Annotated in this window: 14 protein-coding genes; 10 read left to right on the forward strand and 4 right to left on the reverse strand. The window is 66.0% G+C overall.

Annotation, left to right across the window (positions count from 1 at the left end; translation table 11 throughout):
* Positions 1-14: 14 nt before the first annotated feature.
* The 3 genes from AABQ55_RS23110 to AABQ55_RS23120 are packed head-to-tail and all read right to left on the reverse strand — an operon-like array spanning position 15 to position 2376.
* On the reverse strand, positions 15-794 hold the full coding sequence (locus tag AABQ55_RS23110; RefSeq protein ID WP_244769778.1) for an ABC transporter permease: 780 nt from the start codon (positions 792-794) through the stop codon (positions 15-17).
* Positions 791-1582 (reverse strand): ABC transporter permease, encoded by a 792-nt coding sequence (locus tag AABQ55_RS23115; RefSeq protein ID WP_272806749.1) that lies wholly within the window; start codon positions 1580-1582, stop codon positions 791-793. The genes AABQ55_RS23110 and AABQ55_RS23115 overlap by 4 nt, the downstream gene beginning before the upstream one ends.
* Positions 1579-2376: an ABC transporter ATP-binding protein gene (locus AABQ55_RS23120; RefSeq protein WP_272806750.1), complete on the reverse strand. Its 798-nt coding sequence runs from the start codon at positions 2374-2376 to the stop codon at positions 1579-1581. Before AABQ55_RS23120 ends, AABQ55_RS23115 begins: the two co-directional genes overlap by 4 nt.
* A gap of 257 nt (positions 2377-2633) precedes the next feature.
* Here AABQ55_RS23120 and AABQ55_RS23125 point away from each other — a divergent pair, with 257 nt between their 5' ends.
* The 8 genes from AABQ55_RS23125 to AABQ55_RS23160 all read left to right on the forward strand — a co-directional run bounded on the left by AABQ55_RS23125 (position 2634) and on the right by AABQ55_RS23160 (position 11836).
* Positions 2634-3737 carry a GntR family transcriptional regulator gene (locus AABQ55_RS23125; protein ID WP_272806751.1) on the forward strand — a complete coding sequence of 368 codons (1104 nt, stop codon included), beginning with the start codon at positions 2634-2636 and terminating at the stop codon, positions 3735-3737.
* Between the two features lie 154 nt (positions 3738-3891).
* On the forward strand, positions 3892-5442 hold the full coding sequence (locus AABQ55_RS23130; protein ID WP_272806752.1) for a hypothetical protein: 1551 nt from the start codon (positions 3892-3894) through the stop codon (positions 5440-5442).
* 107 nt (positions 5443-5549) lie between these two features.
* Positions 5550-6905 (forward strand): extracellular solute-binding protein, encoded by a 1356-nt coding sequence (locus AABQ55_RS23135; protein WP_272806753.1) that lies wholly within the window; start codon positions 5550-5552, stop codon positions 6903-6905.
* A 10-nt stretch (positions 6906-6915) separates the two neighbouring features.
* Positions 6916-7851 (forward strand): carbohydrate ABC transporter permease, encoded by a 936-nt coding sequence (locus AABQ55_RS23140; protein ID WP_272806754.1) that lies wholly within the window; start codon positions 6916-6918, stop codon positions 7849-7851.
* Complete coding sequence (locus tag AABQ55_RS23145; protein WP_272806755.1) at positions 7848-8675, forward strand: carbohydrate ABC transporter permease; 828 nt, start codon at positions 7848-7850, stop codon at positions 8673-8675. Before AABQ55_RS23140 ends, AABQ55_RS23145 begins: the two co-directional genes overlap by 4 nt.
* Before the next feature lies 1 nt (position 8676).
* Positions 8677-10212, forward strand: a complete 1536-nt coding sequence (locus AABQ55_RS23150) for a sulfatase (RefSeq protein ID WP_272806756.1) — start codon at positions 8677-8679, stop codon at positions 10210-10212.
* Positions 10205-11278 (forward strand): ABC transporter ATP-binding protein, encoded by a 1074-nt coding sequence (locus AABQ55_RS23155; RefSeq protein WP_272806757.1) that lies wholly within the window; start codon positions 10205-10207, stop codon positions 11276-11278. Before AABQ55_RS23150 ends, AABQ55_RS23155 begins: the two co-directional genes overlap by 8 nt.
* Positions 11279-11632: 354 nt before the next feature.
* Positions 11633-11836 (forward strand): hypothetical protein, encoded by a 204-nt coding sequence (locus AABQ55_RS23160; protein WP_272806758.1) that lies wholly within the window; start codon positions 11633-11635, stop codon positions 11834-11836.
* 147 nt (positions 11837-11983) lie between these two features.
* On the opposite strand, the gene AABQ55_RS23165 is transcribed toward AABQ55_RS23160, so the two are convergent.
* A complete protein-coding gene (locus tag AABQ55_RS23165; protein WP_272806759.1) occupies positions 11984-12553 on the reverse strand; it encodes a hypothetical protein in 570 nt (189 codons plus the stop codon).
* 215 nt (positions 12554-12768) lie between these two features.
* Here AABQ55_RS23165 and AABQ55_RS23170 point away from each other — a divergent pair, with 215 nt between their 5' ends.
* Both AABQ55_RS23170 and AABQ55_RS23175 read left to right on the forward strand, forming a co-directional pair.
* Complete coding sequence (locus AABQ55_RS23170; protein ID WP_272806760.1) at positions 12769-13146, forward strand: hypothetical protein; 378 nt, start codon at positions 12769-12771, stop codon at positions 13144-13146.
* A gap of 44 nt (positions 13147-13190) precedes the next feature.
* Positions 13191-15191, forward strand: coding sequence for an amidase (locus AABQ55_RS23175; protein ID WP_272806761.1), 2001 nt, complete (start codon positions 13191-13193; stop codon positions 15189-15191).
* Positions 15192-15239: the final 48 nt, after the last annotated feature.

Raw genomic sequence — 15239 nt, forward strand, 5'->3', positions numbered from 1 at the left:
CCTCTTGTTATCTCTCAGGCGCCGTGCCAGCGCCCGATCCAGCGTTTGATCGCGGCGCCGATGGCCGCGTCGGTGATGAGGTTGAGCGCGCCGATGAGCAGGATGCCGACGACGATGACGCCGACGGAACCGCCGGTGTTGCGCTCGTTGATGATCATGTAGCCGAGCCCCCGGTCGGCCGCGATCAGCTCGGCGGCGACCAGCACGCCGAAGCTCAGCCCCCAGCCGATGCGCACGCCCGTCGCAAGATCGGGCGCGGCGGCCGGCACGGCGACGCGCAGGAGCAGCGGCACGCCGCTGAGCCCGAAGGTCTGCGCCGCCTTCAGCAGCATCGGATCGATGCTGCGCATGCCCTGATAGGCCGCCGTGACGACGGGAAAGAAGGCGCCGAGGAAGATGATGAAGAATTTCGACGGCTCGCCGAGGCCGAACCAGATGATCGCAAGCGGGATCCAGGCGAGCGGCGGGATCGGCCGCAGAAGCTCGATCAGCGGCCGTGCGATGGCCCCGAAACCGCGATACCAGCCCGCCGCGATGCCGACCGCCGCGCCCGCCAGCGCGCCGAGCAGGAAACCGGAAAAGACGCGCAGCAGGCTCCAGAACAGGTTGTCCGCGACGGTCTCGGCCGTCAGGCGCTCGGCCGCCGCGCGGATGGCGAGCGACGGGCTCGGGAAGATCGCCGGATCGACCAGCCCGGTGCGGGCGCTGATTTCCCAGGCGGCGACGGCGAGGATCGCGCCGATGAGGCCAAGGGTCAGGTCGCTGGCGGCGGAAAGGCGGGAAAGCGGTTTCATCGGCGCACCCGGTCGAGATCGCCCGCCCAGGGCAGCATGGCGCGCTCCAGCGCCATCAGGCCGGCGGAGATGGTGAAGCCGATGAGGCCGATGACCAGCATGCCGATGATGGTGATCTCGCTGCGATAGAAGGTGCGCGCCTCCATGATGAGCGCGCCCAGCCCCTCGATCGTGCCGATCATCTCGGCGCCGACGATGACCATGAAGCCGACGCCGAGCGCCATGCGCGCGCCGGCGAAGATGCGCGGCAGGGCGGCCGGCAGCACGACGCTGCGATAGAGCTCCAGCCCCTTCAGGCCGAAGGTGCGCGCGGCCCTGACGAACGTCGGATCGACATAGCGCACGCCGGCGATCACATTGGACAGCATGACCCAGAAGCAGCCGTAGCCGATGAGGAAGACCTTGGTCAGCTCGCCCGCGCCGAACCAGACGATGACGAGCGGCAGGAGGCTGAGCGTGGCGACCGAGCGGCAGAAGACGATGAGCGGCGCGGTCAGCTTGTCCACCACCGGCAGCGCGCCGATGACGAGGCCGAGCGGGATCGCCAGCGCCAGCGCCGCACCGTAGCCTTGGAGGACACGCAGGATGGTGGTCAGCGCATGCGACCAGATCGACACACCCGTTGGAAAACCCGTCGTCGACAGTTCGACGAAGCCGCGCGCGATGCGGCTGACGGGCGGGAACTGATAGGGCTTGAGAAAGCCGTAGCGCACTCCCGCCTCCCAGAGGAGGAGAAGCACGGTGAAGGCGGCTAGCGGCGGAAGCGCCTGAACGAGTTTGCGCGTCATGTCGAAAGCTCGTTCCAGATGGCCTGGTAGAGCGCATTGAAGCCCGGATCGGTGCGCAGGCGCGGGCGCGGCAGATCGACCGGGAAGATGCGCTTGATGCGGCCGGGATCAGGTGCCAAGAGCACGATCCGGTCCGACAGCATCAGGGCCTCGCTGATCGAATGGGTGACGAAGACGATCGTCTTGCGGCGCGCCTCCCAGATGCGCAGCAGCTCCTGCTGCAATTCGATGCGCGTCAATTCGTCGAGCGCACCGAAGGGTTCGTCCATCAGGAGGATCTGCGGATCGAGCGCCAGCGCGCGGGCAATGGAGACGCGCTGCTGCATGCCGCCGGACATTTCGCGCGGATAGCGCCCCGCCGCAGCTTCCAGGCCGACGAGCGCCAGGAGATCCAGGGCGCGCCGGCGGCGCTCGGCCTTGGCAAGGCCCGACTTGCGGAAGCCGAAGGCGACGTTGTCCACCGCCGTCAGCCAGGGAAACAGCGCATGCTGCTGGAAGACGACGCCCTGCCCCTGTCCCGGCCCGGTGACGACCTTGCCGGCAATGGCGATGCGGCCGGCCGAGACGTCCTCCAGCCCGGCGATCATGTTGAGAAGGGTCGTCTTGCCGCAGCCGCTGCGGCCGATGAACGAGACGAATTCGTTCTCCGCAATGGCGAGATCGACATTGTCGAGCACCGGCACGGCACCGCCGCTGCGCTGCGTGAACACCTTGCGCGCACCGTCGATGCGGATGAAGGCCGTTTCGGCAGGCCCGTGGCCTCCCGCGCCGGCATCCGGGCTGCGTCGTTCCATGACAGGGCTCTGCGACACGACGGACTCCCCTTCCGATCGCTGCGGTGGATGGCTTTTGCCATTCCGGGATCAAGCGTATACGTGAAAATCAAATTGTAAAGTGCAATTTGTATTCGCTATAATACAATCAGGTGCGAACATGGGGCCCATCTCCCCGGCCAATCGGCCGACGAGGCGGGATTGCCGGGGCGGGATTCAAAATGTATCCGGTTAGAAGCAACAAGAAGCAGACACGAATCGACGATCGGGGCAGACCTTTGCGCGCAGCCTCCTCCCATACGGTCCTCGCATCCCTGCGGGACCAGATTGCCCGGCTCGACGACGGTGCGCGGCTGCCGACGGTGCGCGAGCTGATGCGCAGCCACCAGGTCAGCCAGGCGACCGTGCAGGAGGCGCTGACGCGCCTGCGCGAGGAAGGGCTCCTCACTTCGCAGGTCGGCCGCGGGACCTATGTCGTCAAGGACGGCGATGCCGCCGTAAACGGTGGGACGGACACCGCAAGGCACCTCGACAGCCTGCTGATCCTGTCGAATGCCAGCCTCAACGAACGCTGCATGCTGGTGCAGAATCACATCGTCGGGCACCTGTCGCGCACGGGCAGCAAGGTGGTGCAGATCTCCTACCACAATACCGGCCACCTTTTGGATATCCTGACATCGGTTCCGGATTTCGACGCGGCGATCCTGCAATCCCATTACGAGAACATCCCGATCCGGCTGCTCCATCTCCTCCAGGGCAAGACGCGCGCCCTCGTCGTCGACGGCAATTCCGTCGCGGGCGTCGATATTGACCGGGTCGGCACCGACTGGGAAGAGGCGCTGGACCTCGCGCTGGAGCATCTTTCGGAGCTGGGACACCGCTCGATCGCGCTGGTTTCGCTGGATTCGATGGCCCAGCCGATCCTCTCAGTCCGGCGCGCCTTCGACCGGCTCGGCCGCCGCCACAAGGCAGGCTGGGAACACACCGAAAGCATCGCGCTCGGCGGCGTGCTGCATCCCACCCAGCGGGTCGGTGACGCCCTGAAGACGGCGCTCGGCGCATTGGTCGACCGGCACGGACGGCTTCCCTTCACGGCGATGGCGACGCTCGGCATTTCCGATAGCCTCGGCATCCGGCAGTGCCTCACCGAAATGGGCATTGCCTGCCCGCAGGACCTCAGCCTCGTCGTGCTCGGCCACCACGACGTTCCGACCGAGCATTTCGGCTTCATGAGCATGGCCGGCAGCTCGTATCTGGCCGCTGCCAGGAGCCTGATCGAGGTCATCCACAAGCGCATCGCGGCGCCGCGCGAGGCGCCGCAGATCGTCTATCTCGATTGCCTCGCCGAGTTCCGCGACAGCACCGGCGCGCCGTCCCGCTGAAGGACATGCGCCGGCCGGACGACGGCACGCACCTCTTCCCAAAAAACACGCTTGCATCGAGGGATGCATCTGCTACGGTACAATACATATTGTATCAGGCGAGTTCGCCCGGGGCATGGCGCTTCCCGGCCATTCGCAACGGGAGGGGTGCAGTATGTTGGGTGAGCGTCTGCCGGAACGGCTACAGCCCCTTGCCGCACGCTTTGGCGTCCGGCCCTATTACGGCGACATCCACAACCACTGCGACATTTCCTATGGCCATGGCAGCCTCGAACAGGCGCTGCGCCGGGCGCAGCGCCAGCTGGATTTCGTCTCCGTCACCGGGCATGCCTATTGGCCCGACATGCCGGTCGACGACCCGCGCGTCGCCCACATCGTCGATTTCCACGTCAAGGGCTTCGCCAGGCTCGAAAAGCTGTGGGACGCCCATTTCGATATGCTGGCGGCGGCGGACGAACCGGGCGTCTTCACCGTCTTCCCGGGCTATGAGATCCATTCCTTCGCCCATGGCGACTATACGATCGTCTATCGCGACATCGCCCGCCAGGCGGTGATCAAGGCCGATACGCCGGCGGACCTGCATGCCAGGCTGCGCGCCGCCTATGGCGACGGCGTCTTCGCCTTCCCGCACCATATCGGCTACCGCCTCGGCGCGCGGGGGGTGAATTGGGATACGGTCGTGGAAGACCTCTCGCCGGTGATGGAGATCGTCTCCATGCACGGCTGTTCCGAGACGTCGGTCATGGACCGGCCGTTCCTGCATTCCATGGGCCCGAGCGACGGCCGGTCCACCGCCCGCCACGGCCTCAACCGCGGCATCCGCTTCGGCTTTCTCGGCAATACCGACCATCACAGCGGCTATCCCGGCTCCTACGGCCACGGCCGCTCGGCCGTCTATGCGCCGGAAAATTCCCGCGCAGCGCTCTGGGAGGGTATCCACCGGCGCCGCACCAATGCGCTTACCGGCGATGCGAGCCACCTCTTCTTCGCGATCGGCGATGCCGTGCAGGGCGGCAGCGTGGCCGCCGGCGGACATGACATGCTGGAGCTTGAAGCGGTCGCGGGCGGTGCCATCGACTATATCGACCTCATCCGCAACGGCGACGTGGTCGGCCGGGTGACATCGGACCTGCAAAGAAGCCCGGTCGACACTGCCGACGGCAGCATGGAAACGCTGCTCGTACTGGAGCTCGGCTGGGGCGCGCGCGGAAAATTCCACGACTGGCAGGGCTCGCTGGCGCTTTCCGGCGGCGACATCCTCTCCGTCGAGCCGCGCCTGCGCGGTTCCGAAGTGGTCTCGCCGCTGGAGGGCGGCGGCGACGCGAAGGACGAGAACGACATCCGCCTTTCCGGCAACCGCATCGACTTCACGATCCGCTCCATCGCCAACCCCAACAACACCACTGCCGCCATGCAGGCGATCGCCGCCCGCATCCGCATCACGCCGGATGCGAATATCCGGCTGGTGCTCGACGGCCAGACCTTCGAGGCGAGCGCCGAACGGCTGCTCGAGGGCGCGCTTTCGGGCAATCTCGGCCCGATCGACAGCCCCGCCTTCCGCCTGCATCCGCTGCCGCGCCCGCATCAATGGCAGTGGCGCGGCCGGCTCGCCATCGAGCCGCTGCGCAAGGGCGACTGGATCTATGCCCGCATGCGCCAAGCCAATGGCCAGTGGAACTGGGCAAGCCCGATTTTCTGCGAATAGGAGAATGGCGGCAAAGCGAATGCGGCATCAAGACCGCGGCGAGCACCCGTTTTCTTGGATGCCGAGACCAAGCAGTGAACAATCATGAGGCAATGGGAGACTCATCGATGACCTTTACGACCCGCATTCCAAGACGCAACGTCCTCAAGGGCATGGGCATGGCGGCCACCGCCAGCCTCGTTCCCGGCGCATTCCGGCCGCTTTACGCCGCCAGCGTCGCACCGATCACCATCGTGATCAACCAGTCACCCTGGTTCGAAAGCTTCCGCAGGACGGTGGAGGCCTACGAGGCCGAGACCGGCAACAAGGTGGAACTTGACGTCAACCCCTTCGCCGGCTCGCTCGAAAAGCAGCGCAACTCCGTGCGAGCGAGCGCGGGCCAGTACGACATCCTGATCATGAACTCCGGCTGGTTCGCGGAAATGTATGCCGGCGGCTTCGTCGAGGCCATCACCGACATCGACCCCGGCTTCCAGCTCGACCCGGAAATCTACACGCTCGGCGACACGATCTACTACGATGCCGCCAACAAGACGATGACCAAGGCCGGCAAGCTCATGTCGATGCCGGTCTCGCCGCTGATCCCGATGCTCTACTATCGCGGCGACCTCTACCAGGAGGCGGGCCTTTCGGCACCGAAGACCTTCGCGGAACTCGAAGCCAACGCCAAGAAGTTCCACAACCCGCCGGGCATGTACGGCATCGTGCAGCGCGGCGCGCGCGGGCCGCACACCGTCGCCTACGACTTCTATCCCTATCTCTACGGCTTCGGCGGCGGCATCTTCAAGGACCAGTCGACGGGCGACTACTCCGTCACGCTGAACTCCGACCAGGGTCGCGAAGCGCTCGACTACTATGTGCGCCTCGCAAAGGAAGCCGGCCACCCGAAGACGGCGGCCTCCGACCAGGCCGAGGTCATCCAGGCCATGGTGACCGGCCATACGGCGCATATCATGATGGTCATCGCCGCCTGGTCGCAGATGGACGATCCGAACAAATCGGCCATCGTCGACAAGGTCGAATGGGCGCCGACGCCCTCCGTGGAGGGCTTGACCACCTCGCCCGGCCTCGGCCACTGGCTGGCCGGCATTTCCAGGAACGTGCCCGACGACCGCAAGCGGGCCGCCGTGGAGTTCCTGCGCTGGTTCCAGACGAAGGCCGCGCAGCTCGAAACGGCCAAGGCCGGCGGCATCCCCGTCAACGCGGCGGTCTACAAGGAACCGATCGCCGACGAGCGCCGCTACCGCTGGATGAAGCCGCTTGCCGAGGCCCTGCCGCATGCGGTGAACATCTACCAGTTCCCGGAAGCGAGCGAGGTTATCTCGGTGCTGGAGCTCGGGCTCAACCGGGCCGTCGCCGGCGAGATCACGACCGTCGACGCGCTGAACGGCATGTCCGACGAGATCGAAAAGATCATGGCCGGCCATTCCTACAAGACCAGCAAGCTCGATCCGCTGAAGTAAGGACCGGACCATGGCCGCCGCGCAAGCACAGACCCTATCGTCCCCGCGGCGGCCGGCAAAGGTCTCCGAAGACCGCGGCCAGCGTCTCTGGCGCTGGCTGACCTTCGGTCCGGCCCTCGCCATGATGCTCGCCCTCAGCGTCCTGCCCATCGCCAACCTGTTTCTCACCAGCTTCCAGAACATCACCTGGGCGGACGGGCAGCAGGTGCGCACCTGGGTGGGCCTCACCCATTACCAGGCGCTATTCTCCGACAGCCTTTTCGGCGCCGGTATCTCCAACACGCTCATCTTCGCCTTCGGCGCCGTCGCCGGCCAGATGGTCCTCGGCTTCGCCATGGCGCTGCTCTGCACCAAGATTGTGCGCGGCCGCGTGCTCTACCGGGCGATCTTCATCCTGCCCATCCTCATCCCCGGCATCGTCATCGGCGCCATCTGGAAGCTGATGCTCAATTTCGACTTCGGCCTCGTCAACAAGGCCCTCGGCCTTGTCGGCATCCTGCCGCACGACTGGCTGGGCAGTCCCGAAACCGCCCTCCTCTCCGTCATCGCCGTCGATATCTGGCATTGGACGCCGTTCTGCTTCCTCCTGTTCCTCGCGGGTCTCGAATCCCTGCCGCAGGATGTCTTCGAGGCCGCCCGGATGGACGGCGCCGGCGCCTGGCAGGAGCTCGTCTACGTCACGCTGCCGCTGATGATCCCGACGATCATCGTCACCTTCGCCTTCCGCCTCGTGCTCGCCTTCAAGGTCTTCGACGAGGTCTATCTCCTCACCAGCGGCGGCCCCGGCACCTCGACCGAGGTGATCAGCTTCACGCTCTACCAGCGCTTCTTCACCGAGGACAAGGCGGGCTACGGCTCGGCCATGTCGGTCACCGTCATCTTCCTCGTCTCGCTGCTCCTCGTCCTCGCGCTTTCGGCGCGCCGCCGCACGGGAGCCGCCTCATGAGCCGGCGCACGGGTTCCGTCCTTCCGGTCCATGTCGCGCTGGCGGTCGGCGCCGCGCTCGTTCTCGCGCCGATCGCCTGGACCGTCGCGGCCGGCTTCCGCACGCAGATCTCGCTTCTGATGGGCGACGTACTCTTCACGCCCATCGGCAGCAATTTCGCCGAGGTGCTCTGGTCGAAGACCTCCGACTTCCTGCTCAACTACCGCAACTCGATCATCGTCGGCATCGTCAGCACCGTGCTGTGCGTCGTCATCGCGACGCTTGCCGCCTTCTCGCTCAACCGGATGCGCTGGCCCGCCTGGACCGTGCATCTCTTCCTCGCCTGGACGATGATCTTCCACATGATCCCGCCGGTGGCGCTGGCGAGCGCCTGGTTCACCATGGCGCGGGCGGTGGGGCTGGAAAACACCTTCACCGGCCTGATCCTCGCCCATGCGACGCTCAACCTGCCGATGGCGATCTGGCTGATGGCAGTCTTCGTGCGCGACGTGCCGAAGGAGCTGGAGGAGGCGGCGATCATGGACGGGGCGGATACGCCGCATATCCTGTGGCATGTCATCCTGCCGCTGATCACGCCGGGCCTTGCCGCCACCTCGATCCTCACCTTCATCTTCTCCTGGAACGAATTCGCCGTCGCCCTGACGCTGACGATGAAGCAGACGGCCACCGTGCCCGTCGCCATCGCCAAGTTCGCCCAGGATTTCGAGATCCAGTACACCCAGATGGCCGCCAGCGCCGCGCTGGCAATGGTCCCGGCCATCCTCGTGCTGCTCGTCGCGCAGCGCTACATCGTCAAGGGGCTCACGCAAGGAGCGGTGAAATAGCATGAAGGCGGTTTTTGTTCTTTTCGATTCCCTCAACCGGCACCTGCTCGGGCCCTACGGCGGAACGCGCATCCCGACGCCGAACTTCGACCGGCTCGCCGCCCGCAGCGTGACCTTCGACAAGCACTATGTCGGCAGCCTGCCCTGCATGCCGGCAAGGCGCGACATGCTGACCGGCCGCCTCACCTTCCTGCACCGCAGCTGGGGCCCGCTGGAGCCCTTCGACAATGCCTTCCCGGAGATCCTGCACCGGGAGCGCGGCACCTACAGCCACCTGGTGACCGACCATTTCCACTATTGGGAGGACGGCGGGGCGACCTATCACAACCGCTACGATTCCTATGAATTCGTGCGCGGCCAGGAGGGCGACCGCTGGAAGGCCATGGTGCAGCCGCACTGGGAGCGCCTGCGCGAGAAATACCATACTCGCCAGTTCAGCGACCAGCGCCGCTCCTATTTCGGCCAGAACATCATCAACCGCGAGTTCATCAAAGAAGAGAAGGACTTCCCCTCCGTGCGCTGCTTTGCCGAGGGCTTCGACTTCCTCGACCGCAACCGCGAGGCCGACAACTGGCTCTTGCAGATCGAGACCTTCGACCCGCACGAACCCTTCACGGCGCCGGAACGCTTCAAGGCGCAGTTCGATACCGGCTGGCAGGGCCCGATCCGCGACTGGCCGCGCTACGGCCGCGTCGACGAGCTGCCCGAGGAATGCGAGGAACTGCGCGCCAACTACTATGCCGTGGTGGCCATGTGCGACCACCTGCTCGGCGAATTGCTGGACTATTTCGACCGGCATGACCTGTGGAAGGACACCGCCCTCGTCGTCACCACCGACCACGGCTTCCTGCTCGGCGAGCACGATTTCTGGGCGAAGAACCGCATGAACCTCTACGAGGAAGTGGCGCATATCCCGCTCTTCGTGCACGACCCGCGCCACGCGGCACGCGCCGGAAGCCGCTCGGAGGCCCTCACCCAGTCGATCGACCTTGCCGCGACCTTCCTCGATCTCTTCGGTGCCGCGCCGCCGGCCGAGAACGAGGGCGTTTCGCTCTGCGCCACGGCCGCCGGTCCGTCGCCGCGCGAGGGGGCCTTGTTCGGCTATTTCGGCGGTGCAGTAAACGTCGCCGATGGGCGCTACACCTATCACCGCTTCCCGGAGGATCTGTCGCAGCAGGAACTCTACCAATATACGCTGATGCCGACGCATATCTTCTCGCCGTTCACGCCGGCTGAGCTGGCGTCCGTCAAACTCTCGCCGCCGCTCGATTTCACCAAGGGCGCGACGCTGCTGAAGGTACCGGTGATCGAGCGGTCGCCGATGTACAACAACTACGGCCCCGGCGCGCTGCTCGAATCCGAGACGCGGCTCTACGATCTTGAAAGCGATCCCGGCCAGGAAAAGCCGCTCGCCGACCCCGGCGAGGAACGGCGCCTTGCCGACCTGATGACCCGGCTGATGCGGGCGAACGGCGCGCCGCCGGAAGCCTTCTCGCGCCTTGCCTTCGGCACGGCCTCGGGAGGCGACCATGGCTGAAGTCCAGATCCGGGAGGCCCGCAAGTCCTATGGAAGCGTCGAGGTGCTGCGCGGCGTCGACGTCGAGGTCAGGGACGGCGAATTCGTCGCGCTGGTCGGCCCGTCCGGCTGCGGCAAGTCCACCCTTCTGCGCATGATCGCCGGGCTGGAAGGCATTTCCGGCGGCGAAATTCGCATCGGCGCGCGCGTCGTCAACGACATCCCGCCGAAACAGCGCGATGTCGCGATGGTCTTCCAGAACTACGCGCTCTATCCGCACATGACCGTCGCGAAGAACATGGGCTTCTCGCTGAAGCTCGCCGGCAAGCCGAAGGAGGAGATCGACAGGCGCGTTGCGGCCGCCGCCGAAATCCTTGACCTCTCCGCCCTGCTCGACCGCCTGCCGCGCCAGCTTTCGGGCGGGCAACGCCAGCGTGTGGCGATGGGCCGCGCCATCGTGCGCGATCCGCGCGTCTTCCTGTTCGACGAGCCGCTGTCCAATCTCGACGCCAAGCTGCGCGTGCAGATGCGCGCGGAGATCAAGGCGCTGCACCAGCGCCTCGGCACCACGACGGTCTATGTCACCCATGACCAGGTCGAGGCGATGACCATGGCGGACAAGATCGTCGTCATGCGGGCCGGCGTGGTGGAGCAGGTGGGCTCGCCGCTCGATCTCTACGACCATCCCGCCAACATGTTCGTCGCCGGCTTCATCGGCTCACCGGCGATGAATTTCATCGAGGGTCGCGTCGAGAAGGGGCGGTTCATCGCCGGCTGCGGCCTGTCGGTCGCGACGGGGACGATCGCCGACACCGCCCGGACCGTGCTCGGCATCCGACCGGAGCACCTGACGCTCGATCCCGCGGGCACGGCCGCGACCGTCGTGGTCGTCGAGCAGACCGGGTCTGAAACCCTGCTGCTGCTCGATATGGCCGGGCAGAAGCTCACCTATCTCGGTCGCGACCGCCTGCACATCCGGCCCGGCGAAACCGTCCATATCCTGCCCGACGCCGCGCGCCTCCACCTCTTCGACCCGCAAAGCGGCCGCCGGATGGGTGACGGGCCGGGCACCGCCGCACGGATCTGAGCTTTCAGTCATCCGACCTGCACGGGCTTCGACCGTGCACGCCAGCCCGGTTCGCCATTCCGCATACAACCGCCAGAACGGCGCGCCAAAAGCCTACACCTCCCATATCCCGGGAGGCGTTGCCTTTTGGCGCGGCTCGCTTCGACGTCGGGACGGCTTGGCGGGGAGACCGGATTCAACCGGCCTGCCCGTCACCCCGGCCCATGGCCTATTCCGGCACGGCGGGTAGCCGATTGTTTACCTTTCGCGGAGTCGAATGGTGCATACAATCAAAAGTAGGTAGGCCCCTGCGAATGGCTGGGTAAACGTGAGCCCGCTCCATGACGGAGCCGATTCGAGGTGCCTTTCATGCCCATGCAGACCCTTCACCGTCTGACCAACGACCCCACACCCGCCCAGCGTCTTGCCCGTGCCATCAAGGACATCGACAGGCGGCTGGACTGGGTCCACCGACACAACCAGCCCGTCCCCCTGAACGCCTACCGTGCCCGGCGCATCCTGCACGAGGCGCTTGCCCGTTGCCGCGAGCGCAACACCATTCTCCCGCCGGTTCGCTGACGGGAGACACTGCGCCGGCGGATGCGATGCCCAAGCCGCGCCGCTCGCGCAGGGACCCGGTCGAGCGATACGAGGCGCTCCCGGGTCTTCCTTCTTCAAACGGACCCGACATCCGAAGCGGGGCAGGCAGGAAGCGGGTGGCGCCACCTAATCGCTATGTGCAATATTGACGCCGGTGCTCGATCCGAACTGCGAGAACGAGACCTCCATCGCCCCCTTCTTCCAATAGGCTGTTGCACCGGAACCGGATTTATCAAGGGTGTCGGGAGTCCCCAGGTGCTCGGTCAGGGCGTCCAGGAGCGCGGAGGGGCCGGCAAGGGAATAGGAGCATGCCCTGTGGCTGTTCGCCCCCTTCGCTATCCAGAAAGACAATAGGCCGGCACCCTCGTTTTCTCCCCGCCGCCAGCCTATCACGTCCACCGATCCGCCATTGTAAGCCAGGAAACTCGTGCGCCACGCCGCGGTTTCCTGATCTCTCATCCGGCCCCATCCGAGCGCGCTTCCCTTCGCCGCTGCTTCCGAAACCGTGGACGACAGGCAGATGTCCAGAAGCTGCGCTACAGTCGGGGTCGGTGGCATGGCGACAGCCGCTTCAGAAATCGGAAGGACCATGAGCACTGTCGCCATTGCTATCCGGATCATGCGAAAATCCTTGCTGCCGCCGGAAAAGTCCCGGCACGATTCCAGACAATAGCCGGCGGCGGTATCATTTTCCATGGCACGGCCTGCGGGAACAAGATCGCTGAAAATCGACGTGATATGCGGCCGAAAACCAGCTAATACGGCTTGTGCGGCACCCGTCGGGCAGGTGAACGAAACATCCTCATACCCGGCAACGCCGCCCGCAAAGCCGGAACCGGTCTAAAATCCATCATCTGCGGGGACTTGGACGCTCCGCTGTGACGTACAGGGAAGCGCAGAAGGAGAGACGGATGGCGAACCCACCCGACATGATGAAACATCGCGGCTTCCCGTCCGGCATGCCGGGCACAGGCGTCCAGTTCACCATCAGGCGCGCCAACCCACGAGGCGTGACGCCGATCAAGGCCCTGCCGCGCCGGGCCCGCCCGGGCACGGCCGAACACCGTATCGACGCCGCCTTCCTCCACGCCCTCTGGCATCATTTCGGTGCGGAACCATTCGAACGCGGCAACCTCGACGCCGCGCGCCTCAACCTTCTCTTCGGCCGCGAGGTCCTGCCCGCCGGGAAGGACTTCGATCCGCTCTCCTACGAGGCGCTCCTCATCATCAATGAAAAAACCGCCCGCCAGACGTTTCCCGAATCCTTCGACGAGGTCTTCGAAGTCTGACGGCGCTGCGTCAGGTGAGACATAACTCTTGCGGGAGAGCATCGATGAGGATTGTCGAAGCGTCGATTGGTGAACTGCGCGAAGCGCTTCGAACCGGTCGGGCAACCAGCGTCGGCCTGGTCGCGGCCTATCTGAACCGCATTGCGCGTTACGACCGGCACGGCATTGCCCTCAACGCCGTGCCGGTGCTCAATCCCGATATGTTCGCCGAAGCGCACGCTTCGGACCTCAGGCGCGCGCGCGGCGAAAGCCTCGGCCCGCTCGACGGCATTCCCTACACCGCCAAGGACAGCTACAAGGTGAAGGGGCTGAGCGTCGCCTCCGGTTCGCCCGCCTTCGCCGATCTGATCGCGACCGAGGATGCCTTTGCGATTTCCCGCCTGCGGGCCGCGGGCGCCGTACTGATCGGGCTGACCAACATGCCACCGATGGCCAATGGCGGAATGCAGCGCGGCGTCTATGGGCGCGCGGAATCCCCCTACAATGCCGACTGGCTGACGGCCGCCTTCGGCTCGGGCTCCTCGAACGGATCGGGGACCGCGACCGCCGCGAGTTTCGCGGCCTTCGGGCTTGGCGAGGAAACCTGGTCGAGCGGGCGCGCGCCGGCCGCCAACAACGGACTCTGCGCCTATACGCCGAGCCGGGGCGTCATCTCCGTGCGCGGCAACTGGCCGCTCGTGCCGACCATGGACGTCGTGGTGCCGCACAGCCGTTCGATGGCGGACATGCTGGAGCTGCTCGACGTCATCGTCGCCGACGATCCCGAAAACCGCGGCGATTTCTGGCGTCGCCAGACCTGGGTCGCGATCCCGAAAGCCTCCGATATCCGGCCCCGGTCCTATGTCGGGATCGCCCGAACGGCGAGCCTTTCGGGCAAACGGTTCGGGCTACCGGCAATGTATATCAATGCCGATCCGGCGGCGGGAACCGGCGAGAAGGTGGGGATCGGCGGCCCGACCGGCCAGCGCATCGAGACGCGCGCCTCGATGATCGCGCTCTGCCTTGCCGCGCGGGCGGCGCTCGAAGCGGCCGGGGCCGAGGTCGTGGTGACGGATTTCCCCGTCGTCAGCAATTACGAGGGAGACCGCCCCGGCGCGCCGACCATCGCGACACGCGGCCTCGTCAGCCCGGATTACCTACGCCGCGAAATCATGGACCTGTCCGCCTGGGCCTGGGATGATTTTCTGGCGGCCAATGCCGACCCCGCCCTGCAGCGGCTTGCCGATGTCGACGGCAGGCGCATCTTCCCCGCGCCGGAAGGCAGCCTGCCCGACCGTTACCACGGCTTCGACGATCGCATCGCCGACTATCCCGTCCATCTGCGCGAGCATCCCATCGCCGTATTCGACGATATCCCGGGCCTTGCCGAAGGGCTCCGGGGGCTCGAGGAGACCCGGCGCATCGACCTTGAAGCCTGGATGGACCGGCTGGAACTCGACGCGGTGATCTTCCCGGCCGTTGCCGATATCGGCCCGGCGGATGCCGACGTGAACCCCGCCTCGGCCGATCTTGCCTGGCGGAACGGCACCTGGGTGGCCAACGGCAACCTGGCGATCCGCCATCTGGGCATTCCGACGGTGACCGTTCCGATGGGAATGCTTGCCGACATCGGCATGCCGGCGGGGCTGACCTTCGCCGGCCGGGCTTTCGACGACACGGCGCTGCTCGCCTATGCCTGCGCCTTCGAAAGGACCGGCGCCTATCGCCAAGCGCCGCCGCGGACGCCCGAGCTTCCGGAGCTGCCCGGCGTCGCGGAAACGGAACCGCCGGACATGGCCGGACTGCGACTGACCGCCTCGATTGCGCCCGACGGTTCGGGACGCCAGCGTCTGTCGATACAGGCGCAAAGCCCGACACCACTGCTCTGGCTGACGGTGAACGGCGAGCCGGTCTCGTTCCAGCAGGACGGCATGCAAATCAGCGCAAGCCTCGTCGTGGACAAGAACACCCATGTCCATAGCGAATGGCGCAATCCCTACGGCCATGTCGTGATCGCCTGCGCGCAGGGTACGGCCGCCTATGCCGTCGTCGGCGGCACCGTCTGAGCCGACAGATCGACCGCATCGGGAACAGACCAGGCCGCATCTGCGACC

The organism is Shinella sp. WSD5-1, assembly GCF_963942435.1.
Classification (GTDB): domain Bacteria; phylum Pseudomonadota; class Alphaproteobacteria; order Rhizobiales; family Rhizobiaceae; genus Shinella; species Shinella yambaruensis.

Coding starts and splice junctions, on each gene's coding strand:
- AABQ55_RS23170 (WP_272806760.1), top strand. CDS start 12,769: ATGGCGAACCCACCCGACATGATGAAACATCGCGGCTTCCCGTCCGGC.
- AABQ55_RS23175 (WP_272806761.1), top strand. CDS start 13,191: ATGAGGATTGTCGAAGCGTCGATTGGTGAACTGCGCGAAGCGCTTCGA.
- AABQ55_RS23110 (WP_244769778.1), bottom strand. CDS start 794: ATGAAACCGCTTTCCCGCCTTTCCGCCGCCAGCGACCTGACCCTTGGC.
- AABQ55_RS23140 (WP_272806754.1), top strand. CDS start 6,916: ATGGCCGCCGCGCAAGCACAGACCCTATCGTCCCCGCGGCGGCCGGCA.
- AABQ55_RS23160 (WP_272806758.1), top strand. CDS start 11,633: ATGCAGACCCTTCACCGTCTGACCAACGACCCCACACCCGCCCAGCGT.
- AABQ55_RS23155 (WP_272806757.1), top strand. CDS start 10,205: ATGGCTGAAGTCCAGATCCGGGAGGCCCGCAAGTCCTATGGAAGCGTC.
- AABQ55_RS23145 (WP_272806755.1), top strand. CDS start 7,848: ATGAGCCGGCGCACGGGTTCCGTCCTTCCGGTCCATGTCGCGCTGGCG.
- AABQ55_RS23165 (WP_272806759.1), bottom strand. CDS start 12,553: ATGGAAAATGATACCGCCGCCGGCTATTGTCTGGAATCGTGCCGGGAC.
- AABQ55_RS23135 (WP_272806753.1), top strand. CDS start 5,550: ATGACCTTTACGACCCGCATTCCAAGACGCAACGTCCTCAAGGGCATG.
- AABQ55_RS23150 (WP_272806756.1), top strand. CDS start 8,677: ATGAAGGCGGTTTTTGTTCTTTTCGATTCCCTCAACCGGCACCTGCTC.
- AABQ55_RS23115 (WP_272806749.1), bottom strand. CDS start 1,582: ATGACGCGCAAACTCGTTCAGGCGCTTCCGCCGCTAGCCGCCTTCACC.
- AABQ55_RS23130 (WP_272806752.1), top strand. CDS start 3,892: ATGTTGGGTGAGCGTCTGCCGGAACGGCTACAGCCCCTTGCCGCACGC.
- AABQ55_RS23120 (WP_272806750.1), bottom strand. CDS start 2,376: ATGGAACGACGCAGCCCGGATGCCGGCGCGGGAGGCCACGGGCCTGCC.